Below are 25,166 nucleotides of genomic sequence, written 5' to 3' on the forward strand. Positions count from 1 at the left end.
TGCGGCTTGTTTTAGCGAATAACTGTCACTATCAATACGCTCGAAAATCACCGGAACGCATGCTTCAAAGGGATTTATTTACCTCACCACGCGCGGCAAAACACATTTCTGACCCGAAGATAATTTATAATGAGAATATATCACCATGACACAGAACAATATTCTATTAATTTCAGGCGCTATATTACCGGTTATCATTACCGTCATCATCGGCTATATAAGCGGTAAACGAAAAGACTTTAACTGGCAACAGGCGGGAGACATCAATAAAATTGTGATGCTCTATGCATTACCGCTGAGTATTTTCAGCAATATGGTGATGACGCCGCGACACATCGTCATGACCATGGGCCCGGTCGCTGTAGCCATTATCCTGGCGTTGATCCTCAGTTTCGTTATTCCGTTATTAGCTGCCCGCTATCTGTTTCGACGCAATCTCGCCCTCAGCACCTTGCAAGCGCTGGCTATCGGTTCACCGGCAGTCCCTTTCATTGGCACGTCAGTGCTGGCCTTTTTATTCGGCACCGTCAGCGCATCTTTAATTACCGTTTCCAGTATTACGCAAAACGTTTTCCAGCTGCCGCTGGTGATGATACTGATGTCGGTCGCCACCGGCGATAAAAGCCAGCATATCTCCTTTGGCACACGGGTGATAAACGCCATTAAACAACCTGTGGTCTGGTCACCGGTTATCGCCCTGCTCATCGTGCTAGCGGATATCCATATTCCGGAGACTATCTCGATGTCGCTGGGTCTGCTGGGCAAAGCTTCTGGCGGATTGGCGCTGTTTGCCGCCGGTATCGTGCTCTATACGCGCAGCATTGTTATTACCACCGCCACCATTATCACGGTTATCGCCCGCAATATTCTGGTTCCCGGCGCCTGTTATCTCATTTTATTGAAAATGGGCTTCACCATGGAGCAAATCAAGGAAGTGGTATTGACGATGGCGATCCCGGTGGGTTCCATCGCGATAATTATTGCCATGCAGTATAAAACCGGCGAGCAGGAAATGGCCTCGACGATGGCGCTGAGTATTATTGCCTCCATCATTACGATGGGTGGATTTATTTTCTTAACCTTTTAATTACCGCGATAACATCGCGTGAATACGGAGAGAATATGGCCTCTATCACATTATCGGCTGCTGAACTGTTACTGCATCGGCTACAGGCGCTGGACGTGGCGTATATTTTTATTAACTCGGGCACCGATTATCCGCCGGTGATTGAAGCCTGGGCAAGGGCCCGGGCGACCGGGCAAAAAGTGCCCGAACTGGTGATCTGCCCGCATGAAAACGCCGCCATCGGCATGGCGCACGGCTACTACCTTGGCACCGGTAAGGTGCAGGCGGTGATGGTTCACACCAACGTCGGGTTAGCCAACGCCGCCTGCGGCGTCATCAATCTGGCGAACAGCAATATTCCGGTGCTGATTTTTGGCGGCCGCACGCCGATAAGCGAACATTCCCACTTCGGCTGCCGCAATACGCCGATTGGCTACGGCCAGGAGATGCGCGACCAGGCGGCGCTGATCCGTGAATCGGTGAAGTGGGATTTTGAACTGCGGCTGGCCGATCAGATCGGCGAGCATGTTGACCGGGCCTGGGCGATTGCCAGCTCCCTGCCGAAAGGGCCGGTCTACCTGAGCTTACCGCGTGAACCGCTGTGCGAAACCTTTGCCATCGATGAAGCCGCGCTGCAGGCTGGCCCTGCACAACAACCGGTCCGCTATGCGCCTACCCGGGAAGACATCGCCCGGGCGGCCGAAGCAATAGCCTGCGCCAGACATCCCGTCATCTTCGCCCAGCGCGGCGCCCGAACGGCGGAAGGCTTTGCGCGCCTCGATAGTCTGGTGCGCGAATGGGCGATCCCGCTGGTGGAATACTGGGGCACCGAAGTCACCCTGAGCGCCGATAATCCCCTGCTCGCCGGGGCCGACCCCAGCGCCTGGCTTGCCGACGCCGATGTCATTCTGGTGGTCGACTCGCAGGCGCCGTGGATGATCGCCGAGGGCGACTGTCGCCGGGACTGCACGGTGATCCAGATGGGCCCCGACCCGCTCTTCTCCCGCTATCCGGTGCGCGGCTATCGCGCGGACATCAACCTGGCGGGCGAGACCGACGAAGTCTTTGGCCTGCTGGAAGAGGCTCTCCATCCGTTGCAGGCCGCCCGCCAGCAGCATGTGGCGGAGCGGGCGGCATATACTCTCCATCGGATCCAGCAACAGAAAAACCAGCGCGATGCGCTCTTACATACCAGCCAGACCGGGGTCATTACCAAACCCTGGCTCAGCTACTGCCTCGGCCATCTGGCCAATCAGCATCACGGCCGGATCGTCTCTGAACTGACCACGCTGCCGCAGTTCGCCGGGCTGACCCACGCCGAGAGCTATTACCAGGAGGCGCTGGCCGGCGGCCTGGGCGAAGCCCTGCCCATCGCGCTGGGGCTGCAGCTTGCGCGCCGGGAAGAGCTGATTATTGCCGCCGTCGGCGACGGGTCGTACCTGTTCGCCAACCCTGCGGTCTGCCACCATATTGCCGAAGTGATGAAGCTCCCCGTGCTCGTCGTGATCGGGAATAATAGCGGATGGGGCGCCGTCGCGGGCGGCACCAAAGCGCTCTACCCGGACGGCTACGCAGCCCAGGCTGAGACCATCCCGGCCACCGCTTTTACCACCTCGCCGGATTTCGCCGCGATCGCCGCCTCCAGTCGCGCGGCGGCCCTGTCGGTTTCCCGGGCCGAAGATCTCCCCGGCGTGCTGGAAGAAGCGGTCTCCCTCATCCGCACCCGCCGACAAAGCGTGCTGGTTGACGTACAGTTAGCCCGCTAGAAACTCCCCTCTCCGGGCGTTTGCCGTCCGGAGAGGCATCCTCATTCCTGCCGGTCAGCTTTCTCCACATGGCCCAGCGGCTTCTCCGGGAAGCAGACATCGCGCACCCGGCGTTTTAGCTCTGCCGCATCCGGAAATCCACCATCCTGCTTACGCTCCCAAATCTGCTGGCCGTCGATATCAATAGTGAAGATCCCGCCGGTCCCCGGCACCAGCGTCACCGAGGCGATATCGGTGCTGAAGGTATGTAACAGCTCCTGCGCCATCCAGCTGGCGCGCAGCATCCAGTTGCACTGGGAACAGTAGGTGATGGTGATAGCCGCTTTTGAATTCATCGTCGTCTCGCTAAGTCTGAAAGGGCAAAGTGTAAACAAAGTGCAGTTTAAATGAGGAATACATCAATATTTTGTTGCAAACGATAATGCCTATCATTACCATTCGCAATCAACAAATGGAGTAAGACCGCATCCGCAACGGAAAAGACGGAGCAACCTGCAACACTGGAAGTAACGCGTGAGCCGATACTAATAACGATCAAGGCGTGGCGACTATGTACACATCGACTCCGTCAGCAGCATGGTGTAAAAAACGCCTGCTGGTGACCTCTTTGCTTGCAGCAATTTATCAGACTTCTGCCGTCGCAGCAGATACTTCCACCGTTAGCGGCGAGGCAGTGGATGACACCTCGGAACAAATGACCGTCACCGCTCCCGCACCGGTACAGAAAGCCGGTAGCGAACACAGCATCAGCGCCCGGGAGCTGGAGGATAAAGGCGCTAACGATTTCGGCTCGATCATGCGCTATGAGCCGCTCATCAGCGCCACTGGCGCCAGCGGCGGCTCCGGCAACGGCAAAAGCGGCTTCGACCGCGGCGGCTACACCGGCTACAACATTCGCGGCATGGAGAGCAACCGCGTCGGCATCGACGTGGACGGCATCGCCCAGCCCAACGCCACCGGCCGCGGCTACGTCGGCCGTGCTGGCCTCAACACCTTCGGCATCGGCCGCGATTATATCGACCCGTATATGTACGGCAGCGTGGATATTCAGTCCGGCGCCACCTCGACGGAAACGGCCAACAGCGCCATCGGGGGGAATGTCTCTTTCCGCCCGAAATCGGCGGATGATTACCTGCGCCCGGGCAAGACCAGCGCCTTCGGCTACCGCAGCGGCTACGACTCTGCGGATCGCAGCTGGCACAACGGGGTGACCGTCGCCGGCGGCGATGAGTTCCTGCGCGGAATTTTGGTCTACAGCCGCCGTGACGGTCAGGAAACCGAAAACAACAGCGGCACCGTCGATGCCTACCCGGCGAACTGGCACTCCGATGCCTTTCTGGCCTCCGGGATCTGGCAGCCTAACGATGAGCACAAGCTGACCAGCACCTTCGACTATTACCATAAAACCAACCACACCCACTACGATAGCTGGGACTCCAGCGGCAACAGCACCATCGGCACCGCCAACCAGACCAGCCAGACCCGGCGCTGGGGCTTGAGCCTGAAGGATGACTGGACGCCGATGAACGACTACCTCGACAGCGTCTCCACGAAAATCTACTACCAGCATACTGAAGCCCATGACTGGACTTATATGCCGGACAGCGTCACCCGCCGCATGCAGACGGTGAACTCCAACTACGACACCGACACCTGGGGCCTGCAGACCGCGCTGGCGAAAACCCTGGGCCGCCACGATCTGAGCGCTGGCTTCAACGCCAGCACGACCAAAACCCAGCGGCCGTTTAGCCAGTCGCCGATCCCAGCGTTTACAGCGAGATTATGCAGCCGGAAGCAGACAGCCGCAGCTACACCCTCGGCGGCTTTGTCCAGGATAAGATCAACTTCGATCTCGATAGCCACAACTTCGCGATTATTCCCGGCGTGCGCGTGGTGCATCAATCGACTAAGCCGGAAAATCTGTCCGACCTTGCCGCCAACAGCAGCGTGCTGACCGAGTCGTCGGTAGCGAATCTGTATGGCAAAAACAGCGATACCCAGGTGCTGCCGTCGTTGACCTTCCAGTACGACATTACGCCGCGGCTGATGACCTACCTGCAGTACCAGCGCGGCGCGCAGTTCCCCAACGCCAGCCAGTTGTATGGCTCCTGGAACCTCGGCTCCAGCTACGCCGGCAGCCAGCAATATGCCCTGATCGGCAATACCGATCTGAAGACGGAAACCAGCGATAATCTCGAGTGGGGGCTGAAGGGGGAAGTCACCGAAGGCATCACCCTGCGCACCGCGCTGTTCTACAACAGCTATAAGAACTTTATCGCCTATACCCGCTATACCCGCGCCAATAATCCGGGCCAGTTCACCAACGTGCCGTCGAACATCTACACCATTTATCAGGCGGAAAACCGCGATAAAGCCTATATCTACGGCGGTGAAATCAGCACTAAATTTAATTTTGGCACCTGGTATGAGCAGGTGGACGGTCTGAGCGCCACCCTCGCCCTCGGCTATAGCGAAGGGAAATCGAAATCCAGCTACAGCGGCGATAAATACGTCGACCTCGACAGCGTGGCGCCGATGAAAGCCATCGTCGGCGTGGCCTGGGACGATCCGGCGAAACGCTACGGCACCGCCCTGACGGCAACTTTTGTCAAAGGGAAACAGGCGACCGCCACCAACCGCGAAAGCTACAGCAACAGCGGATCCGCCATCACCGATGCCAGCAGCGACTATATGCGCGTGCCGGGCTACGGCATGCTGGACTGGACCGCGTACTGGCAGGTGGCGAAAAACGTGCGCCTCAATGGCGGGGTCTACAACCTCACCGATCGTAAATACTGGGATTACCTGAGCAGCCGCAATATCGAGACCGGCACCAACCAGGACGCCAACGATAAAGCGCTGGCGGTGATGCCGGGCCGTACCTGGCAGCTGGGCGTCAACGTCGACTTCTGATTGCCCGAATAATAACGCACCTGCCCCCGGCCCAACGGCCGGGGATATTCATCGTCGAGTAAGGATATGATTATGCCCAATGCCCACCCTGACCTGTGGCAGCGCTACCAGGCCGCCAAAGCGACCAGCCCCGCGAAATATGCCCGCGATATCGCCGCGGAAATGGGGATCAGCGAAGCCGAGCTGACCGCCGCCCGCCTCGGCCACGATGCCGTACGCCTGAGCGATGACGCCCGGGCGCTGATTGCCGACCTGGAGCGCGTCGGCGAAACCAAATGCATCTGCCGCAACGAGTATGCCGTGCATGAGCAGGTGGGCCAGTTCACGCACCAGCACCTCAGCGGCCACGCCGGGCTGGTGCTGAACCCGCGCGCGCTCGATCTGCGCCTGTTCCTCAGCCAGTGGGCCAGCGCCTTCCATCTGAACGATAATGGTCGTCAGAGCATCCAGTTTTTCGACCACCATGGCGACGCCCTGCTGAAAGTCTATGCGACCACGCAGACCGACATGGCGGCCTGGGACACCCTGATCGCGGAACATCGGGTGGCGGCGCCGGCACCGCTGGCCCTGCGCCCGCTGGAGCCGGTGAAATATGCCGATACCGCCGACGGTGCCGCCCTGGAGAACGACTGGCGCGCGATGACCGACGTTCACCAGTTCTTCGGCCTGCTGCGTAAATATCAGCTTTCCCGCCAGCAGGCTTTCCGTCTGGTGAGCGACGACCTCGCCTGCCGCGTTGATCGCCATGCGCTGCCGTCGCTGCTGGAGACGGTGCGCCAGGAAGGTAATGAAATCATGATTTTCGTCGGCAATCGCGGCTGCGTGCAGATCTTCACCGGCGCCCTGGAAAAGCTGGCCCCCATGCGCGGCAGGCTGAATATTTTCAATACCACCTTTACCCTGCATCTGCGCGAGGAGAGCATCGATGAAGTGTGGGTGACCCGCAAGCCGACCTCGGACGGACACGTCACCAGCGTCGAACTGTTCGCCAAAGACGGCACCCAGATTGCCCAGCTCTATGGCCAGCGCAGCGAGGGCCACCCCGAGCAGGCACAATGGCGCCAGCAGGTAGACCGTCTGACCCGTGAAGGACTGCCGGCATGATGCGCTGGTTACTGCTTCTCATAGTCTTCCCGTTGCTGAGCCACGCCGCCGTTGAGCGGCTCGTCACCCTCGGCGGAGATGTCACTGAGATCGTCTATGCTCTCGGCGCGGAACAGAGCCTGGTGGCGCGGGACAGCACCAGCACCTGGCCTGTCGCCGCGCAGAAGCTGCCGGACGTCGGCTACCTGCGGCAACTGAACGCTGAGGGGATCCTCGCGTTACGCCCGCAGCTGGTACTGGCCAGCGCGCAGGCGCAGCCCTCGCTGGTTTTACACAAGATACAGGCGAGCGGGGTGAAGGTGGTTAACGTGCCGGGCGGCGAAAGTCTGTCCGCGATCGATAACAAAGTGGCGGTCATTGCCGACGCGTTAGACAAAACGACGGCGGGCGACGCGCTGCGCCAGCAGCTCCAGCAGCAGATCGCCGCCATTCCCACGCGCCCTGCCGCCAAACGGGTGCTGTTTATTCTCAGCCATGGCGGAATGAATACCCTGGTGGCCGGACAGCACACCGCGGCCGATGGCGCCATTCGCGCCGCCGGACTGCAGAACGCGATGCAGGGGTTCGATCACTATCGCGCCATGTCGCAGGAGGGGGTGGCCGCCAGTCAGGCGGATCTGGTGGTGATCTCCGCGGATGGTCTCAAAGGGATGGGCGGCGAAGCCGGGCTGTGGAAACTGCCCGGCCTGGCGCAGACCCCGGCAGGGCGTCATAAACAGCTGCTGACGATCGACGACATGGCCCTGCTCGGCTTCGGGCCGCGCACGCCGCAGGCGATAATCGCCCTGCGGAACAAAGCGGAGCAGTTGCCCTGATGCCCCCTGCCATCGCCCACCGTTTGCTGGTGATGACCCTGCTGCTGGTCTCCCTGACGCTGTTCGCCACCACCCTCGGCGCCATGCGCTTGCCGCTGATCAACCTGCTGCCTTCCGGGGATGAGGTGCTGCGCCACATCTGGCTGACCATCCGGCTGCCGCGGGTGCTGCTGGCCCTGCTGGTGGGCGCGGCGCTGGCCCTCTCCGGCTGCGTGATGCAGGGGCTGTTTCGCAACCCGCTTGCCGACCCGGGTCTGCTGGGCATCAGCAGCGGCGCCGCGCTGGCGGTGGCCAGCTGGCTGGTGCTCCCGTTCTCCGCTGCGGGGCTGATCGCCCTGTATATGCCGATGCTGGCGGCGTTTATTGGCAGCCTGGCGGTGATGGTGGTGATTTTCATCCTCAGTCGGGCGGAGGAGGGTTCGCTGTCGCGCCTGCTGCTGGTGGGGATCGCCATCAACGCGCTGTGCGGCGCGCTGGTCGGCGTCCTGTCCTGGCTGAGCAATGACGCCCAGCTGCGCCAGCTGTCGCTGTGGGGAATGGGCAGTCTGGGCCAGGCCGAATGGCCGACGCTGCTGGTGGCCGCGACCTTGATTATCCCGGCGGCGCTGGCGGTGTGGTGGATGGCATCCCGCCTCAATCTGCTACAGCTCGGCGATGAAGAGGCGCACTATCTCGGGGTCAACGTGCGGGCGCTCCAGCGCTGGCTGCTGCTGTGCAGCGCGGTGCTGGTGGCCGCCGCGGTGGCCATCAGCGGAGTCATCGGCTTTATCGGCCTGGTGGTGCCGCACCTGATGCGCCTGTGGCTGGGACCGGACCATCGCGGACTGATCCCCGGCTCGCTGCTGGCCGGCGCGATCCTGCTTCTGCTGGCCGACACCCTGGCCCGCACCGTGGCGGCGCCGGCGGAGATACCGGTCGGTCTGCTCACCAGCCTGCTGGGCGCCCCCTGGTTTCTGTGGCTGGTCTTTCGTCGGGAGAACTCCAGACATGGTTAATGCATACTGCGCCCAGGGGCTGTCACTTCACCTTGGTAAACGACAGATTATCGACAACGTCTCCGTCGCGCTGCGCGGCGGCGAGATGACGGCGCTTATCGGGCCGAACGGCGCCGGGAAATCCACTCTGCTGCGCCTGTTGACCGGCTATCTGACGCCGGACAGCGGCACCCGCCATCTTGCAGGCAAGCCGCTGGAGGCCTGGTCCCCCGAGGCGCTGTCGCGCCGGCGGGCGGTCATGCTGCAGCGAACGGCCCTGCAGGCCGACTGGACGGTGGAAACGGTCATTGCCATGGGACGCTCACCGTGGGGCGCGACGGCGGATCCGGCGGTGCTGGCGGCGGTGATGGCCGTCACCGGCTGCGATGGCCTTGCCGGTCGCCGCTATCCCGGCCTCTCCGGCGGCGAGCAGCAGCGGGTACAGCTGGCCCGCTGTCTGGCGCAGCTATGGCGCGACGGCGCGCCGCAGGGCTGGCTGTTTCTCGATGAGCCCACCTCGGCGCTGGACCTTTACTATCAGCAGCACCTGCTGCGTTTGCTCAAATGGCTCACCGCCGGCGGGCAACTGCACGTCTGCGTGGTGCTGCATGACCTTAACCTCGCCGCCCTGTGGGCCGACCGCATTCTGCTGCTGAACCGGGGAAATCTGGTTGCCCAGGGCACGCCGCAGGAGGTGATCCAGCAGCCGGTTATCCATCGCTGGTACGGGGCGGATGTCCGCCTCGCCCAGCACCCGGACAACGCCGCCCCTCAGGTTTATCTGGCGCCGTAACCCCCCGCGCGGCGCAACTGGAATCCGGATCGCGCCGCGCTTACGCTTTCTGGCAATAATTGCCTGCATTATATTATTGAGGGTCATTTATATTTAAAATCTATACCAATGGCGTAATAACCCAATGAAATATTTACGACAGCTATTTTTAAATATAAACCATCATTACAGAGAAGATATTTCCCCTATTAATCCAAAAACGACACATTGATTATTTACTGCGCTTAATCAACTCGATACACTGTTTTTCTTACTAATGATAATAGAGGAAAGAAGAAGCATGGCTATTCCAGGTAATATGTGGATATACGACGACGGTGGGGCACTAATCAAAGGTGGTTGTGATGTGTTATCGCCCGTTATATTCCGTGGTTAGGTTGGATAAGACTTGTAAACTCAATTTATCAAGCTTAAAGAAAAACTCACGAAAATACAAACCAATAGCTCGCCCCAAAGACCGTATACAATAGACATCCTTTTAATGAAAAGCATTCAAGATCAGGTTTTAGACTTGTTTAAAGATGAGATCTCAACCCGTTTAGATAAAAATTGGAAAGAAATCCCATTGGAACTTGATTATGACTTATTTGATGCTCCCGGCGACGATCTGCATGACGCTTTAAATAAATTTGAACAAAAATTTAATGTTGATCTTTCCCGTGTTAAATGGTCGTGTTATTTCCCTTGGGAGAATACTCCAATGCTAACTCGGTGGTTTAAAGTAAAACGAGAAGATGTAGAAAAAACGCGTAAACCTTTAACCATCAAAATGTTTGCCGAATCAGCAAAAGCAGGTAAATGGCTTTACGACTAGCAACCACAAGCCGTTGTCGTAACGAGGTCTGCGGCCAGAAGGCAGAACAACATCGACGGCGAACGTAATGCATGAAAACGATCGCGTGGCGGTGATTCAACCACTGTGACGATACCCCGCCCCCTCTGCAACTGGAATCCGGATCGCGCCGCGTGCTTTCGTCCGTTTCCCTCTCCTGCCCATCTCCGTTATTATGTCTCATCCATGTGATAACGACGAAAACAACAAAATCGCAGCCATTTAAAATCAGGGATCTGGATAACACCCCATGAGCACAATTGACAATCTCGACGCCCACACGCCGATGATGCAGCAGTATCTCAAGCTGAAGGCGCAACATCCTGACATTCTGCTGTTTTACCGGATGGGGGATTTTTACGAGCTGTTTTATGACGATGCGAAACGCGCCTCGCAGCTGCTCGATATCTCGCTGACCAAGCGCGGCGCCTCCGCGGGCGAACCGATACCCATGGCCGGCATCCCCCACCACGCCGTAGAGAACTACCTCGCCAAACTGGTCAATCAGGGCGAGTCGGTGGCCATTTGCGAGCAGATTGGCGACCCGGCCACCACCAAGGGGCCGGTCGAGCGTAAGGTGGTGCGTATCGTCACCCCGGGCACCATTAGCGATGAAGCGCTGCTGCAGGAGCGTCAGGACAACCTGCTGGCCGCCATCTGGCAGGACAGCAAAGGCTTCGGCTACGCGACGCTGGATATCAGCTCCGGGCGCTTTCGCCTGAGTGAGCCGGCCGACCGCGAAACCATGGCGGCAGAGCTGCAGCGTACTAATCCGGCAGAGCTGCTGTATGCGGAAGATTTTGCTGAATCGTCGCTGATTGAAGGCCGCCGCGGTCTGCGCCGTCGCCCGCTGTGGGAATTTGAAATCGATACCGCGCGTCAGCAGCTCAACCTGCAGTTCGGCACCCGCGATCTGGTTGGTTTCGGTGTGGAAAACGCCCCGCGCGGCCTGTGCGCCGCCGGCTGCCTGCTGCAGTATGTCAAAGACACCCAGCGCACCTCGCTGCCGCATATCCGCTCCATCACCATGGAACGCCAGCAGGACAGCATCATTATGGATGCCGCCACCCGCCGTAACCTCGAGATCACCCAGAATCTCGCCGGCGGCACCGACAACACCCTGGCCTCGGTACTCGACTGTACGGTGACGCCGATGGGCAGCCGGATGCTCAAGCGCTGGCTGCATATGCCGGTCCGCGATACCGCCGTGCTGGTGGAGCGCCAGCAGACCATCGGCGCGCTGCAGGAGCGCTATACCGAGCTGCAGCCGGTGCTGCGCCAGGTCGGCGATCTGGAGCGTATTCTGGCGCGTCTGGCGCTGCGTACCGCCCGGCCGCGCGATCTTGCCCGCATGCGTCATGCCCTGCAGCAACTGCCTCTGCTGCGTGAGCTGCTGGCCGACGTTGACAGTCAGCCGGTGCAAAAATTGCGCGAGAAAATGGGCGAGTTCACCGAACTGCGCGAACTGCTGGAGCGCGCGGTGATCGACGCCCCGCCGGTGCTGGTCCGCGATGGCGGGGTCATCGCTCCGGGCTACAGCGAAGAGCTGGATGAGTGGCGGGCGCTGGCCGATGGCGCTACCGATTATCTCGATAAGCTGGAGATCCGCGAGCGCGAGCGGCTGGGCCTCGATACCCTGAAGGTCGGCTACAACGCCGTCCACGGCTACTACATCCAGATCAGCCGCGGCCAGAGCCACCTCGCGCCGATCCACTACGTGCGCCGCCAGACGCTGAAAAACGCCGAACGCTACATTATTCCTGAGCTGAAGGAGTATGAAGATAAGGTGCTGACCTCCAAGGGCAAAGCGCTGGCGCTGGAAAAACAGCTTTATGACGAGCTGTTCGACCTGCTGCTGCCGCATCTCGCCGACCTGCAAACCAGCGCCAGCGCACTGGCCGAGCTGGACGTGCTGGTCAACCTGGCGGAACGCGCGGAAACCCTGAACTACTGCTGCCCGACCTTTAGCGATAAGCCAGGCATTCGCATCAGCGAAGGCCGTCATCCGGTGGTCGAGCAGGTGCTGAAAGAGCCGTTTATCGCTAACCCGCTACAGCTGGCGCCGCAGCGGCGGATGCTGATCATCACCGGGCCGAACATGGGGGGTAAAAGTACCTATATGCGCCAGACCGCGCTGATTGCGCTGCTGGCCTATATTGGCAGCTACGTCCCGGCGCAGAAGGTCGAGATCGGGCCAATCGATCGCATCTTTACTCGCGTCGGCGCGGCGGATGACCTGGCCAGCGGCCGCTCGACCTTTATGGTGGAGATGACTGAAACTGCCAATATTCTGCACAACGCCACCGAGCATAGTCTGGTGCTGATGGATGAGATTGGCCGCGGCACGTCCACCTACGACGGTCTGTCGCTGGCGTGGGCCTGTGCGGAAAATCTGGCGAATAAGATCAAGGCGCTGACGCTGTTCGCTACCCACTACTTCGAGCTCACCCAGCTGCCGGAGAAAATGGAAGGTGTAGCCAACGTGCACCTCGACGCGCTGGAGCACGGCGACACCATCGCCTTTATGCATAGCGTACAGGACGGCGCGGCCAGCAAGAGCTATGGCCTGGCGGTTGCCGCGCTGGCGGGGGTGCCGAAAGAGGTGATCAAGCGCGCGCGGCAGAAACTGCGCGAGCTGGAGAGTATCTCGCCCAACGCGGCGGCTACCCAGGTCGACGGCACGCAGATGTCGTTGCTCGCCGCCCCGGAAGAGACCTCACCTGCGGTTGAGGCGCTGGAGAATCTTGATCCCGATTCCCTGACACCGCGTCAGGCGCTGGAGTGGATCTACCGTCTGAAAAGTCTGGTCTAGTCAGGCATTAAGGTGAAAAACGGCAGCGCTGCGAAGCGCTGCCGTTTTAGCAAATAAAATGGGTGCAAGAGGATGCGTCCTGACAATCCATACGCGGGGTTGCCCCCGCGCGGATGCTACTTCTTCGATTCGTAAGCGAGAACAGCTTTAAACTCAATATTACGCTCTTTAATACTCAGCTCGCACAGTGAGCTGTGCACCAACAGCGTAAATCCCAGTACCGTAATACAGAGTACGATGATTGCCACAAGGGCATATTTTGTCAGCATATCTTGCCTCCCTGCAAAGAAGAGACTAACATCTGAATTGTCTATGTTCATTCGCTAGCCTCAGTTGATAGAAATATCTCCTGGGGCTTTCGTCTGTCTGGGGTCCTGGTAATGCTCAAGGCCAGACAGCCTCAAGCACCCGCCGCTATTCTATACTCGCGAGGGTCAGAAAATTATCAGTGATTATTAAACCAGGCTGTTTTTATAATAATCTGGAAGCAGACTCGCAAAGTCACCCCAGTATATTAACCCTTCACGTAACTTTTTAATTTAATAAAAAAATAGCTTCCATAATTGTACTAAATATAAAAAGGCCCGACTTAGCGGGCCCCTTTCATTAACGCTTATCTTCCGACAATAGCGGCGGTACGTGCGGCACCTGCGGCGCCTCATCAATATCTTTCTGCGTCATCCGGAACGCTTCCGGATAGTGTTCGCGACTGGTGCGGCGCAGTGGCTCGGTATCCCGCCAGGTATAAAGGCAGTGCTGGCACTGATACACGGTCCAGACTCCTTTCACCGGCGATGTCGCCATGACTTCAATTTTTTCATCGGCGCAACGTGGACAAATCATCTTCTTCTCCTTATTTACGGTTGGCCAGCATAGCGGTCAGTTTTTCAGCCCAGGCTTTGGTTTCCGGCAGATCCTGCACCGGCTGGCTGTAGTGGCCGCGAAGGTCCGGCGCAACCGGGGTGGTGGCGTCGATAATCAGTTTGTCGGTGATCCCCGCCGGACTTGAACCCGGATCGAGCTCCAGCACCGACATGTTCGGCAACTGTACCAGGTCCCCCGCCGGATTGACCTTCGAGGAGAGCGCCCACATCACCTGCGGCAGGTTGAACGGGTCGACGTCTTCATCAACCATGATCACCATCTTCACGTAGCCAAGGCCGTGCGGGGTGGTCATCGCCCGCATCCCCACTGCACGGGCAAAGCCGCCGTAGCGTTTTTTAGTGGAGATAATTGCCAGCAGACCATGGGTGTACATGGCGTTGACCGCCTGCACTTCCGGGAAATCCGCTTTCAGCTGCTGATACAGTGGTACGCAGGTCACCGGGCCCATCAGGTAGTCAATTTCGGTCCACGGCATGCCAAGATAGAGAGATTCAAAAATCGGTTTCGTGCGATACGAGACTTTATCGATACGTACCACCGTCATGTTACGACAGCCGGAGTAGTGACCGGTAAACTCGCCAAACGGCCCTTCGACTTCACGTTTGCGCCCTTCGATTACCCCTTCGAGGATCACTTCCGAACCCCACGGCACATCAAAACCGGTCAGCGGTGCGGTGGCGATCGGATACGGACTTTCGCGCAGCGCGCCAGCCATCTCATATTCAGACTGATCGTATTTCAGCGGCGTAGCGCCCATCAGGGTGATGATCGGATCGTTACCGAGGGTGATCGCAATCGGCAGATCCTCGCCGCGCTCTTCCGCTTTATGCAGATGCAGCGCAATATCGTGCATCGGTACTGGCTGCAGGCCGAGCTTACGCTTGCCCTTCACTTCCATACGGTAGATGCCGACGTTCTGCTTGCCGAAGTTATCTTTATCCAGCGGATCGCGGGACACCACGCACGCTTTATCAAGGTAGAAACCACCGTCGCCATCGTTGAGACGAAACAGCGGCAGAATATCGAACAGGTTGATATCATCGCCATCAACAGTATTTTCCGCCCAGGCCGGGTTGGCGCGACGTTCCGGAGCGATGGGAAAATTATCCCAGCGACGGATAATCTCATCAATCTGCTTTTTCACCGGGGTATTCGGCGCCAGGCCCAGTGAGATAGCGTGGTTTTGCCAGGAACCAATGGTGTTCATCACTACCCGCGCATCGGTAAAGCCGCGAATGTTGTCAAACCGTAGCGCCGGGGCGCCGTCGCCGATACGTCCGGTGGCATTGGCGGCCGCCGCTATATCAGGCTCCGCATTCACCTCTTCACTGATTTTCAGCAGTTGTCCCTGGTCATCAAGCGCCTGCAAAAAGCTGCGCAAATCATCAAAAGCCATTATTCGATCTCCTGTGCAAATTGTTCTGCCGTGCGTAAACCGTTCCAGCGGCGCGCTTTGTGATAGTCGAGGCCAAACTGATCCAGAACCCGGGTCACAATATGATTGGTGATATCGTCAACCGTCTCGGGGTGGTTGTAGTAGGCTGGCATCGGCGGGACCATCGCGACGCCCATGCGCGACAGGGCCAGCATGTTCTCCAGATGGATTGTGCTGAGCGGCATTTCTCGTGGGACCAATACCAGCTTGCGTCCCTCTTTAAGCACCACGTCCGCCGCACGGCCCACCAGCCCTTCGGCATAGCCTGCGCGAATGCCTGCCAGTGTTTTCATACTGCAGGGAATGACGATCATGCCGTCGGTGCGGAATGAACCTGAGGAGATGGTGGCGGCCTGGTCAGCCGGGCTGTGGCAAAAATCCGCCAGCGCGGCCACTTCACGTGCCGTCCAGGGCGTTTCCAGCTCAATGGTGGTTTTGGCCCATTTCGACATTACCAGATGGGTTTCCACCTCCGGCATGTCGCGCAGCGCCTGCAGTAATGCCACCCCAAGCGGTGCGCCGGTGGCCCCCGTCATCCCAACAATCAGTTTCATTCAAGACCTCATTACTTTTGTTCGTGTACGAACTTTGTGCTTAAACTACCCTCTCCCGACCGCATTGGCAAGATCGTTCGTATACGTGCGCATTTTTAATCAAAGCGCAGAAAGGGTATAAAAAGACGTACGAACAGCTATCATAGAGGTGACAGTTTTGTTACGGAGTCGTCATGGAGTTAAGAAACGAAGCATTCCACCTGCTACGCCAGCTTTTTCAGCAACATACCGCCCGCTGGCAGCAGGCGTTACCGGACCTGACCAAGCCTCAGTATGCGGTGATGCGCTCAGTAGCGGAGCAGCCAGGGATCGAGCAGGTTGTGCTGATTGAAGCGGCAGTCAGCACTAAAGCCACGCTGGCGGAGATGCTCAGCCGGATGGAAGCGCGTGGTCTGGTGCGCCGCGAGCACGATCCGGCTGATAAACGCCGCCGCTTTGTCTATCTGACGGCAGAAGGTGAGGCGTTGCTTAACCGTTCGATTCCACACGGAAACGAGGTTGATGACGAGTTTCTCGGCCGTCTGAGCGATGACGAGCGCGAGCAGTTCTCCCGTCTGGTACGTAAAATGATGGCGCCCTGAGCGGGCGCTTAACCGACCTTCTCGCGCAGGAAGTCAATAAACGCCCGCACCCGGGTCGGCAAATGCTGCGCGTCGGGATAAAGAGCATACACGCCCTGCTGTGGGAAGTGGTATTCCGGCAGAAGCGACACCAGTTCCCGCTGCGCCACTTTTTCGGCTACCAGCCACGCCGGCAGCAAGGCAACACCGCATCCGGCCAACGCAAAGCTCATCAACGCCGTAGCGCTGTCGGCTGAAAAACGCGGCGCGCGGGCTATCGCGAAATCCACCGCTGTCTGGTGATCCGTTCGCAGCTGCCAGCGCAGCGGCGCCGGCAGACGCTCATGAATAATCCAGTCAGCTTGCGCCAGATCGGACAGCGTCTGCACCGGATGGCTTGCCAGCCAGGCCGGGGAGGCGACGGGCAGGATCGCGAAACTGGCTATTCGCGTCGCCCGATAGCGGGAATCGGCCAGCGTCCCAAGGCGTATCGCCACATCAAATCGTTCTGAAATAAGGTCTGCATGATGGGAGGAGGAGACGTGGCGCACCCGCAGCGCCGGATGACGTCGGGCAAACGCGGCCAGCGCCGGAATAATAACCTGCGCGCCATACTCCGGCGTGGTGGTGATCCGCAGCTCCCCGCTTAGGCCGCTATGGCTGGCCCGCACCTCATCCTGTAGATTTTCCGCCGCGTTCAGCAGCGCCACCCCGCGCTGATAGAACAACGCCCCGGCGTCAGTGAGCCGCAGACGCCGCGTCGAACGCAACAGGAGCGTTACCCCAAGCTCATTTTCCAGTTGCCGCACGTTAAAACTGACCACGGCTTTAGTCTGCCCCAGCGCCGCGGCGGCCTGGGTGAAACTGCCGGCGTCCACCACGGCGATAAACATGGTTACGCGCTGAAGATTTAGCATCGTCGTCCGGATGATTGTCAAAAATAATCAGACAGTATATCCCGATTAGCCCCGTTTATCCTGCGCTGCAGCGGGATTACAGTAGCCGCCAGTCTGAGGGAGTGAACCATGACCTATCGCCACCGCGTTGCCACCGTTTTTCTGTTCGGCTTTTTTCTTGATTTAATCAACATGTTCATCGCCAGCATCGCCTTTCCGGCGATCGGTCGCGCGCTGGCAGTATCGGTTTCGCAGCTGGCGTGGGTCAGCAATGCCTATATTCTCGGACTCACGGCAGTCGTCCCGTTCAGCGCCTGGCTCAGCCAGCGCTGGGGGGCGAAACGGCTGTTTTTACTCTCGCTGGGGCTGTTCAGCCTCGGCGCGCTGGCGGCAGGACTTGCCAACAGCCTCGGCGAACTCATTTTATGGCGGACGCTGCAGGGGATGGGCGGCGGGCTGTTAATCCCCCTCGGCCAGGCGCTGACCTGGCCGCTGTATCAGCCGCATGAGCGGGCGAAACTGTCGGCGGCGGTGATGCTGGTCGGCCTGCTCGCCGGCGATCGGCGGCCTGTTAGTCCAGGCATTCAGCTGGCGCTGGGTCTTTTTCGCCAGTCTGCCTGTCGCTCTGCTAACCTTTGCGCTGGCAGTGCGATGGCTAAACGACAGCCCCGGTCCGGTTCGCCCGACTCGCTTTCTCCCGCTGTCGCTGCTGGCCGATCCCCTGCTACGCTTCGCGATGCTGATCTACCTCTGCGTACCGGGGATGTTTATTGGTGTCAATGTGGTGGGGATGTTCTACCTGCAACGCGTCACCGGGATGGCGCCGGGGGCAATCGGTGCCCTGATGGCGCCATGGTCGCTGGCCTCGTTTGCCGCCATCACCTTTACCGGCAGGTATTTCAACCGCTTCGGGCCACGGCCGCTGGTAGTCATCGGCTGCCTGCTTCAGGCGGCGGGGATCCTGTTGCTGCTGAAGATCGATGCGCACAGCCCGCTGACGCTGTTAATTCTCGCCTTTACGCTGATGGGCGGCGGCGGCAGCTTATGCAGCAGCACCGCACAAAGCAGTGCCTTCCTGCATACGCCTGCCGAAGAGATGCCTGACGCCAGCGCGCTGTGGAATCTTAACCGCCAGCTCAGCTTCTTTGCCGGCAGCGCGCTGCTCGCCCTGCTGCTGAAGGTATACCCGCCGGCCTGTGCCTGGCAGGCGGTATTTATCAGCGCCGCCGTCATTACCCTGTTGCCGCTGCCGTTTTGCCTGCGGCTGAATAATCGGGCGATTGTCCATCGCCTGCACACTACGCTGGAGAAATCATGAATCCTTATCTGCAGGAAGTCCTTGATGCCCATGTTCTTATCGAACGCTGGTTAGGTCAGGGAGAAGGAAGCGCGCAGGCGCTGATGACACGTTTTGCCGCCGAATTCACCATGATCCCCCTGAGCGGCGAGAAGATGGATCACCCGACGGTGAGCCACTTTTTCCACCACGCCGGCGGCAGCCGTCCGGGGTTACACATCGTCGTGGATCGGATGGCAATCATCAGCGAGTGGCACGACGGCGCCGCAGTGCTGTACCGTGAAAGCCAAACGCTGGCGGATGGTAGTAAAAATGTACGCTGGTCGACGGCGGTTTTTCAGCAAGCGGAAGGGAAAATTGTCTGGCGCCATCTGCAGGAGACCCGCCTCGGCTAGCGCAAAGAAAAAGGCCCCGACTTTCGAGGGGGCCTTTTTGAGAGAAAACGTCTTATTCGCGGAAGAGCGCTTCGATATTCAGCCCCTGCCCCTGCAGAATTTCCCGCAGGCGACGCAGGCCTTCCACCTGGATCTGACGCACGCGCTCGCGGGTCAGGCCAATTTCACGGCCCACATCCTCCAGCGTAGCTGCTTCATAACCCAGCAGACCAAAACGACGCGCCAGAACTTCACGCTGCTTGGCGTTCAGTTCGAACAGCCATTTAACGATGCTTTGCTTCATATCATCGTCCTGCGTGGTATCTTCCGGGCCGTTCTCTTTCTCATCGGCCAGAATGTCCAGCAGCGCTTTTTCTGAATCGCCACCCAGCGGCGTATCCACAGAGGTGATGCGTTCGTTCAGACGCAGCATACGGCTGACGTCATCGACCGGTTTGTCCAGCTGTTCGGCAATCTCTTCCGCGCTAGGCTCGTGGTCCAGCTTATGGGACAACTCGCGCGCGGTACGCAGATAGACGTTCAGCTCTTTAACAATATGGATAGGCAAACGAATGGTACGGGTTTGGTTCATAATTGCCCGTTCAATCGTCTGGCGGATCCACCAGGTCGCATAGGTCGAAAAACGGAACCCACGTTCCGGGTCAAACTTCTCAACGGCGCGGATCAGGCCGAGGTTACCTTCTTCAATCAGATCCAGCAGAGCCAGACCGCGATTGCTGTAACGACGGGCAATCTTCACCACCAGACGCAGGTTACTTTCAATCATGCGACGGCGTGAAGCGACATCACCACGCAGTGCGCGACGCGCGAAATAGACTTCCTCTTCCGCGGTCAGCAGTGGGGAATAACCAATCTCTCCAAGATAAAGCTGAGTGGCGTCAAGTACGCGTTGTGTTGCGCCTTGCGACAGTAGCTCTTCCTCAGCCAGATCGCTATCACTGGGTTCCTCTTCTACTAAGGCCTTCTCGTCGAAAACCTCAATTCCGTTCTCATCAAATTCCGCGTCTTCATTTAAATCATGAACTTTCAGCGTATTCTGACTCATAAAGGTGGCTCCTACCCGTGATCCCTGAGCAAAGCACCTTCCACGGCACATCAACAAAAGACGCCTGGACGATTTCCCCTACTCCTCTCGGTGAGAGGCGCATAGACACCGCCCTGGCGCCTGTTAGCTGATGCTTCGCTTATCCGTACTTTGCCAAATTATCGCTGCGGTAAGTACTGCAGCGGGTTGACGGATTTCCCCTTGTAACGAATTTCAAAATGTAATCTTGTTGAGCTGGTTCCGGTGCTACCCATGGTAGCGATTTTCTGCCCCGCTTTGACTTCCTGTTGCTCCCGAACCAGCATGGTATCGTTATGAGCGTAGGCACTCAGGTAATCATCGTTGTGTTTGATGATAATAAGATTACCGTAGCCGCGCAGTGCGTTACCGGCATAGACGACGCGCCCATCGGCGGTCGCGACAATAGCCTGTCCCTTACTGCCTGCAATGTCGATACCTTTATTGCCGCCTTCCGCGCCACTAAAGTTCTCGATAACTTTGCCATCAGTCGGCCAGCGCCATGATGAGATCGGCGAACTGGTTGACGTACTGCTTGCAGTCGGCTGGGTTGTGCTCACCGTTGTGGGTGCCGTTACCGGCGCGACAACCGTTGTGGTTGTGGTCGCTGGTTTATTATTAGGCAACATCTTGGTAGCACTCTGTTCACCTGAAGATTCAGAATACGTAATAGTCGGTTGTGAAGCAACCACCGCGGTGGATTTTTGTGCAGAAGTTGTGCTGGCCGTCGCACCGCCGCTCGCTCTTGCGCTGGCCTGAGAAACGGCGTTTTCACCGGTGATCGGCTGACCTGCCGCATTGCCGACCTGCAGCACCTGACCGACGTTCAACGCGTACGGGGCCGGGACGTTGTTGCGTTGCGCCAGATCGCGGAAATCGTTGCCAGTGACCCAGGCGATATAGAACAGTGTGTCACCGCGTTTTACCGTATAGGTACTGCCGCCGGTATAGCTACCTTTCGGAATATCGCCATATTTGCGGTTGTAAACAATCCGGCCATTTACCGTCTGCACGGGCTCCTGGGCCATCGGCGTCGGCTGCGGCTGAATGGTCTGGGTCTGCACCGGCTGGATCGGCTGTGCCTGTGGAGCGGACTTCACGCCGGAGGATGGCGGCGTAATCAACATGCCGGAGTTGGTGCTGGAAGAGGCGGCACCGCCGGCAGAGCTGACCGGCGCCGGCGGATTATTGGTATTGCTACATCCGGCCAGCCAGAGTGAAACCAGTGAAAGAGCCGCAATACGGCTAACGGTAAATTTGGTGCTTCCCGCGCTCATTTATCCCCCAGGAATATGTTAACTGCCAATATCTTGCTTACCGGGCGGCGCCCGGCCAGGACACTGAAAAATGTGTCCACCCTACGCCTAAAGTCAGGCAAAAAAAACCTGGAATAATCCGGGTCTCAGGCCAGCTCCCCCTTCACCAGAGGAACAAAGCGAACGGCCTCGACGGTATCAATGATAAATTCGTTGCCCCGGCGACGGATCCGTTTGAGAAACTGATGCTCTTCGCCGACCGGCAGCACCAGCACGCCGTCATCATCCAGCTGCGCCAGCAGCGCGGTCGGTATTTCCGGCGGCGCCGCCGTCACAATAATGGCATCAAACGGCGCCCGCGCCTGCCAACCCTGCCACCCATCGCCATGACGGGTTGAAACATTATGTAAATCAAGTTGTTTCAGGCGACGACGCGCCTGCCACTGTAAACTCTTAATTCGCTCTACCGAGCAAACGTGATGCACCAGGTGCGCCAGAATTGCCGTCTGGTAGCCGGAACCGGTGCCGATCTCCAGTACGCGCGATTCCGGCGTCAGCGTCAGCAGCTCGGTCATCCGCGCCACCATGTACGGCTGGGAGATGGTCTGCCCCTGGCCAATCGGCAGCGCGGTGTTTTCCCACGCTTTATGTTCAAAGGCTTCATCAACAAACTTTTCGCGCGGGACAAGCGCGATCGCCTCGAGGACACGCTCATCGACGATGCCCTGCGTGCGCAGTTGATTCAACAAACTTTCAACACGTTTACTTACCATTGCCCGTCAACCCCGACACGTTCCAACCAATCGGTGACCACCTCATGCGCCTGATGGGCGGTTAAATCGACGTGCAATGGCGTCACGGAAACATAGCCTTCATCCACTGCCGCAAAATCGGTACCCGGCCCGGCATCACGCTTATCGCCCGGCGGGCCAATCCAGTACAGGGTATTGCCGCGCGGATCTTTTTGCGGGATCACCTGGTCCGCCGGGTGACGGTTGCCGCAGCGGGTCACGCGGATGCCTTTGATCTGATCAAGGGGCAAGTCCGGGACATTGACGTTGAGGATCCGCCCGGTACGTAGCGGTTCGCGGCTGAGGCCGCGCAGGAGAGTGCAGGTTACCGCCGCCGCGGTGTCATAATGTTGGTAGCCGTTGAGCGACACGGCCAGCGCAGGGAACCCCAGATGACGCCCCTCCATCGCCGCGGCCACGGTACCGGAATAGATGACGTCATCGCCCAGGTTGGGGCCGGCATTAATTCCGGAAACGACGATGTCCGGACGCGGGCGCATCAGCGCGTTCACGCCCAGGTAGACGCAGTCCGTCGGTGTCCCCATCTGCACGGCGATGTCGCCATTTTCATAGGTAAATGTACGCAGGGATGATTCCAGCGTCAGCGAATTTGAGGCCCCGCTGCGGTTACGATCGGGTGCAACCACCTGGACCTCGGCAAACTCCCTTAAGGCCTTCGCCAGGGTCTGTATCCCCGGCGCATGGATCCCGTCATCGTTACTCAGCAATATTCGCATAGTCACCCGTTGTATTGATAAGCTCCCTGACCACGCTGGTGGCGAAGCTGCCCGCCGGCAGCCAGAAACGCAGTTCAACGGTTACGTCATCCCACCAGTTCCAGCTAAGCTGCTGTGGATAGAGGAGCATCGCCCGGCGCGCCGCCTCGACTTTCTCCCGTACCAGCAGCGCCTGCAACGCGGTTTCCTCGGCGATAGCGGCCTGCTCGAAAGCCAGCGCATCGCGCTGGCTGCCCCAGTCGCCGCTGCCCGGCAGCGCAGCCGTGATCATCAGCTCGCGGTTATGCACCCGCGCCTGCGAAACCTCTCGTTCTTCCGGTGTGACGACAAACCAGCTCCCACGCCCCGCTAATTGTAGCGCATCGCCATCAACAACCTGATTAAATTCCGTTTTTTTTAATCTAATACTGACTTGCTGATTAAACAACGCGCTGCGGGCCGCCGACAACCAAAAACTGCGCTTATTGCGATCGCGCACCGGCGCGCCGCTCTCCGCCCAGCCCAGCGCGCCCTGCAGGTTGCTGCCGCCAATGCCGAAGCGCTGCGCGCCAAAATAGTTCGGCACGCCCCGTTCAGCGATGGCCTGCAGACGCGTCTCCACGTCCTGCCGATCGCTAATCTCGCGCAGGATCACGGTAAACTGGTTGCCTTTCAGCGCGCCTAAACGCAGCTTACGCTTATGGCGGGCATATTCCAGTACCTGGCAGCCCTCGAGCTGAAATTTGCTCAGGTCCGGCATCTCTTTGCCGGGCACCCGGGCGCACAGCCACTGCTCGGTGACCGCGTGCTTATCTTTCTGCCCGGCGAAGCTCACTTCCCGCGCGTGGATCTTGAGGAATTTCGCCAGCGCGTCGGCGACAAAGCGCGTGTTGCAGCCGTTTTTCAGGATCCGCACTAGCACATGTTCGCCTTCGCCATCCGGGGCGAAGCCCAAATCTTCCACCACCAGAAAATCTTCCGGGTTGGCTTTCAGCAACCCGCTGCTCTGCGGCTTGCCGTGCAGCCAGGTCAGTTGGTCAAAAGCGATCATTTGTCGGCCTTACGCAGCAGCGCGACCGCTTCGCAGGCGATCCCTTCCCCGCGACCGGTGAAGCCGAGCTTCTCGGTGGTGGTCGCTTTTACGTTGACGTCGTCCATATGGCAGCCGAGATCTTCAGCGATAAAGACGCGCATCTGCGGAATATGCGGCAACATCTTCGGCGCCTGGGCGATAATGGTGACGTCGACGTTGCCGAGCGTATAGCCTTTGGCCTGAATGCGGCGCCATGCTTCGCGCAGCAGTTCGCGGCTATCAGCGCCTTTAAACGCCGGGTCGGTATCGGGGAACAGTTTGCCGATATCGCCGAGCGCCGCGGCGCCCAGCAGCGCGTCGGTCAGCGCATGCAGCGCGACGTCGCCGTCGGAGTGGGCCAGCAGCCCTTTTTCATAAGGAATGCGTACCCCGCCAATAATGATTGGGCCTTCACCGCCAAAAGCGTGTACGTCAAAACCATGTCCAATTCGCATTAAGCTTTCTCCTGGTGTCGGGAACGGGTGAGGTAAAATTCTGCCAGCGCCAGGTCTTCCGGGCGCGTCACTTTAATATTATCCGCGCGACCGGCGACCAACTGCGGATGGAAGCCGCAGTACTCCAGCGCCGAGGCTTCATCGGTGATGGTCGCCCCCTCGTTCAGCGCGCGGGTGAGGCAATCCACCAGCAGCTCACGAGGGAAAAACTGCGGGGTGAGCGCATGCCACAGGTCATTGCGATCGACGGTATGGGCGATGGCGGTTTTACCCGGCTCGGCGCGCTTCATGGTGTCGCGCACCGGCGCCGCGAGGATGCCGCCGACGCGGCTGGTTTCGCAGAGCGCCAGCAGGCGGCTGAGATCGTCCTGATGCAGGCAGGGGCGCGCGGCGTCATGCACCAGCACCCACTGCGCCTCCGGCAACGCCTGCAGGCCCGCGAGCACGGAATCGGCGCGCTCGGCGCCGCCATCGACGACGGTAATTTGCGGGTGCTGCGCCAGCGGTAGCTGGCTGAAGCGCCGATCGCCGGGGCTGACGGCAATGACCACGCGCTGGACGCGCGCATCCGCCAGCAGCGCGGCAACCGCGTGTTCGAGAATCGTTTTGTTACCGATTGAGAGATATTGTTTCGGGCATTCCGTTTGCATGCGGCGGCCAAAACCGGCTGCCGGCACCACGGCGCAAACGCCCGGAAAAGTGGCTGCCATGTTGTA

23 protein-coding genes and 4 pseudogenes are annotated in these 25,166 nt (G+C 59.0%); 14 read left to right on the plus strand and 13 right to left on the minus strand.

Annotation, left to right across the window (positions count from 1 at the left end; translation table 11 throughout):
- The first annotated feature begins 145 nt into the window (after positions 1-145).
- Positions 146-1,087, plus strand: coding sequence for an AEC family transporter (locus tag ACKLKD_RS00190; RefSeq protein WP_080924664.1), 942 nt, complete (start codon positions 146-148; stop codon positions 1,085-1,087).
- A 35-nt stretch (positions 1,088-1,122) separates the two neighbouring features.
- Complete coding sequence (locus ACKLKD_RS00195) at positions 1,123-2,832, plus strand: thiamine pyrophosphate-requiring protein (protein WP_080897121.1); 1,710 nt, start codon at positions 1,123-1,125, stop codon at positions 2,830-2,832.
- Between the two features lie 41 nt (positions 2,833-2,873).
- Here the strand turns inward: ACKLKD_RS00195 and ACKLKD_RS00200 are convergent, their stop codons facing one another.
- Positions 2,874-3,167: a SelT/SelW/SelH family protein gene (locus ACKLKD_RS00200; RefSeq protein WP_080897120.1), complete on the minus strand. Its 294-nt coding sequence runs from the start codon at positions 3,165-3,167 to the stop codon at positions 2,874-2,876.
- Between the two features lie 215 nt (positions 3,168-3,382).
- Here ACKLKD_RS00200 and ACKLKD_RS00205 point away from each other — a divergent pair.
- The 9 genes and pseudogenes from ACKLKD_RS00205 to mutS all read left to right on the plus strand — a co-directional run bounded on the left by ACKLKD_RS00205 (position 3,383) and on the right by mutS (position 13,075).
- Positions 3,383-5,745, plus strand: a pseudogene (locus tag ACKLKD_RS00205) (TonB-dependent receptor domain-containing protein).
- A gap of 72 nt (positions 5,746-5,817) precedes the next feature.
- Positions 5,818-6,849: a hemin-degrading factor gene (locus ACKLKD_RS00210; RefSeq protein WP_025712806.1), complete on the plus strand. Its 1,032-nt coding sequence runs from the start codon at positions 5,818-5,820 to the stop codon at positions 6,847-6,849.
- A complete protein-coding gene (locus ACKLKD_RS00215) occupies positions 6,846-7,664 on the plus strand; it encodes a heme/hemin ABC transporter substrate-binding protein (protein ID WP_025712807.1) in 819 nt (272 codons plus the stop codon). The genes ACKLKD_RS00210 and ACKLKD_RS00215 overlap by 4 nt, the downstream gene beginning before the upstream one ends.
- Entirely contained in the window at positions 7,664-8,659 is a 996-nt protein-coding gene (locus ACKLKD_RS00220) for a FecCD family ABC transporter permease (protein WP_025712808.1), read from the plus strand. Before ACKLKD_RS00215 ends, ACKLKD_RS00220 begins: the two co-directional genes overlap by 1 nt.
- Positions 8,652-9,431, plus strand: a complete 780-nt coding sequence (locus tag ACKLKD_RS00225; protein WP_087804571.1) for a heme ABC transporter ATP-binding protein — start codon at positions 8,652-8,654, stop codon at positions 9,429-9,431. The genes ACKLKD_RS00220 and ACKLKD_RS00225 overlap by 8 nt, the downstream gene beginning before the upstream one ends.
- Positions 9,432-9,711: 280 nt before the next feature.
- Positions 9,712-9,780, plus strand: a pseudogene (locus ACKLKD_RS00230) (type VI secretion system tube protein Hcp); the annotation flags it as partial.
- A pseudogene (locus ACKLKD_RS00235) lies at positions 9,780-9,901 on the plus strand (STM2901 family protein); the annotation flags it as partial. The pseudogenes ACKLKD_RS00230 and ACKLKD_RS00235, both read left to right, overlap by 1 nt.
- On the plus strand, positions 9,898-10,245 hold the full coding sequence (locus ACKLKD_RS00240) for a DUF1493 family protein (protein WP_025712810.1): 348 nt from the start codon (positions 9,898-9,900) through the stop codon (positions 10,243-10,245). The pseudogene ACKLKD_RS00235 and the gene ACKLKD_RS00240, both read left to right, overlap by 4 nt.
- Before the next feature lie 268 nt (positions 10,246-10,513).
- A complete protein-coding gene (gene mutS, locus ACKLKD_RS00245; protein ID WP_004151059.1) occupies positions 10,514-13,075 on the plus strand; it encodes a DNA mismatch repair protein MutS in 2,562 nt (853 codons plus the stop codon).
- 116 nt (positions 13,076-13,191) lie between these two features.
- On the opposite strand, the gene ACKLKD_RS00250 is transcribed toward mutS, so the two are convergent.
- The 4 genes from ACKLKD_RS00250 to ACKLKD_RS00265 all read right to left on the minus strand — a co-directional run bounded on the left by ACKLKD_RS00250 (position 13,192) and on the right by ACKLKD_RS00265 (position 15,949).
- On the minus strand, positions 13,192-13,344 hold the full coding sequence (locus ACKLKD_RS00250; RefSeq protein ID WP_002915097.1) for a Hok/Gef family protein: 153 nt from the start codon (positions 13,342-13,344) through the stop codon (positions 13,192-13,194).
- 337 nt (positions 13,345-13,681) lie between these two features.
- Positions 13,682-13,918, minus strand: coding sequence for a non-oxidative hydroxyarylic acid decarboxylases subunit D (locus tag ACKLKD_RS00255; RefSeq protein ID WP_025712811.1), 237 nt, complete (start codon positions 13,916-13,918; stop codon positions 13,682-13,684).
- Between the two features lie 10 nt (positions 13,919-13,928).
- Complete coding sequence (locus ACKLKD_RS00260) at positions 13,929-15,356, minus strand: non-oxidative hydroxyarylic acid decarboxylases subunit C (RefSeq protein ID WP_080924665.1); 1,428 nt, start codon at positions 15,354-15,356, stop codon at positions 13,929-13,931.
- Positions 15,356-15,949 (minus strand): non-oxidative hydroxyarylic acid decarboxylases subunit B, encoded by a 594-nt coding sequence (locus ACKLKD_RS00265; RefSeq protein ID WP_025712813.1) that lies wholly within the window; start codon positions 15,947-15,949, stop codon positions 15,356-15,358. Before ACKLKD_RS00265 ends, ACKLKD_RS00260 begins: the two co-directional genes overlap by 1 nt.
- Before the next feature lie 173 nt (positions 15,950-16,122).
- On the opposite strand from ACKLKD_RS00265, the gene ACKLKD_RS00270 reads away from it, so the two are divergent.
- Positions 16,123-16,530, plus strand: a complete 408-nt coding sequence (locus ACKLKD_RS00270; protein WP_025712814.1) for a MarR family winged helix-turn-helix transcriptional regulator — start codon at positions 16,123-16,125, stop codon at positions 16,528-16,530.
- Between the two features lie 8 nt (positions 16,531-16,538).
- Here ACKLKD_RS00270 and ACKLKD_RS00275 read toward each other — a convergent pair whose 3' ends face one another.
- Complete coding sequence (locus ACKLKD_RS00275; protein WP_025712815.1) at positions 16,539-17,426, minus strand: LysR family transcriptional regulator; 888 nt, start codon at positions 17,424-17,426, stop codon at positions 16,539-16,541.
- Positions 17,427-17,534: 108 nt separating this feature from the next.
- Between ACKLKD_RS00275 and ACKLKD_RS00280 the strand changes: the two are divergent.
- Both ACKLKD_RS00280 and ACKLKD_RS00285 read left to right on the plus strand, forming a co-directional pair.
- Positions 17,535-18,723: pseudogene (locus ACKLKD_RS00280) on the plus strand (MFS transporter).
- On the plus strand, positions 18,720-19,097 hold the full coding sequence (locus ACKLKD_RS00285; RefSeq protein WP_025712817.1) for a hypothetical protein: 378 nt from the start codon (positions 18,720-18,722) through the stop codon (positions 19,095-19,097). The pseudogene ACKLKD_RS00280 and the gene ACKLKD_RS00285 overlap by 4 nt, the downstream one beginning before the upstream one ends.
- A gap of 52 nt (positions 19,098-19,149) precedes the next feature.
- On the opposite strand, the gene rpoS is transcribed toward ACKLKD_RS00285, so the two are convergent.
- The 7 genes from rpoS to ispD form a co-directional block, all read right to left on the minus strand.
- On the minus strand, positions 19,150-20,142 hold the full coding sequence (rpoS, locus tag ACKLKD_RS00290; RefSeq protein ID WP_002915106.1) for an RNA polymerase sigma factor RpoS: 993 nt from the start codon (positions 20,140-20,142) through the stop codon (positions 19,150-19,152).
- A 158-nt stretch (positions 20,143-20,300) separates the two neighbouring features.
- On the minus strand, positions 20,301-21,437 hold the full coding sequence (gene nlpD, locus ACKLKD_RS00295) for a murein hydrolase activator NlpD (RefSeq protein WP_025712818.1): 1,137 nt from the start codon (positions 21,435-21,437) through the stop codon (positions 20,301-20,303).
- Between the two features lie 125 nt (positions 21,438-21,562).
- Entirely contained in the window at positions 21,563-22,189 is a 627-nt protein-coding gene (locus ACKLKD_RS00300) for a protein-L-isoaspartate(D-aspartate) O-methyltransferase (protein ID WP_002915108.1), read from the minus strand.
- A complete protein-coding gene (gene surE / locus ACKLKD_RS00305; RefSeq protein WP_080924666.1) occupies positions 22,183-22,944 on the minus strand; it encodes a 5'/3'-nucleotidase SurE in 762 nt (253 codons plus the stop codon). Before surE ends, ACKLKD_RS00300 begins: the two co-directional genes overlap by 7 nt.
- Positions 22,925-23,974 carry a tRNA pseudouridine(13) synthase TruD gene (gene truD / locus ACKLKD_RS00310; RefSeq protein WP_087804575.1) on the minus strand — a complete coding sequence of 350 codons (1,050 nt, stop codon included), beginning with the start codon at positions 23,972-23,974 and terminating at the stop codon, positions 22,925-22,927. Before truD ends, surE begins: the two co-directional genes overlap by 20 nt.
- Positions 23,971-24,450: a 2-C-methyl-D-erythritol 2,4-cyclodiphosphate synthase gene (ispF, locus tag ACKLKD_RS00315; RefSeq protein WP_004181093.1), complete on the minus strand. Its 480-nt coding sequence runs from the start codon at positions 24,448-24,450 to the stop codon at positions 23,971-23,973. Before ispF ends, truD begins: the two co-directional genes overlap by 4 nt.
- Positions 24,450-25,160: a 2-C-methyl-D-erythritol 4-phosphate cytidylyltransferase gene (gene ispD, locus ACKLKD_RS00320; protein ID WP_025712820.1), complete on the minus strand. Its 711-nt coding sequence runs from the start codon at positions 25,158-25,160 to the stop codon at positions 24,450-24,452. Before ispD ends, ispF begins: the two co-directional genes overlap by 1 nt.
- Between the last annotated feature and the right edge of the window lie 6 nt (positions 25,161-25,166).

It is taken from the genome of Klebsiella sp. 10982 (assembly GCF_048589245.1).
Taxonomy (GTDB): domain Bacteria; phylum Pseudomonadota; class Gammaproteobacteria; order Enterobacterales; family Enterobacteriaceae; genus Klebsiella; species Klebsiella quasivariicola.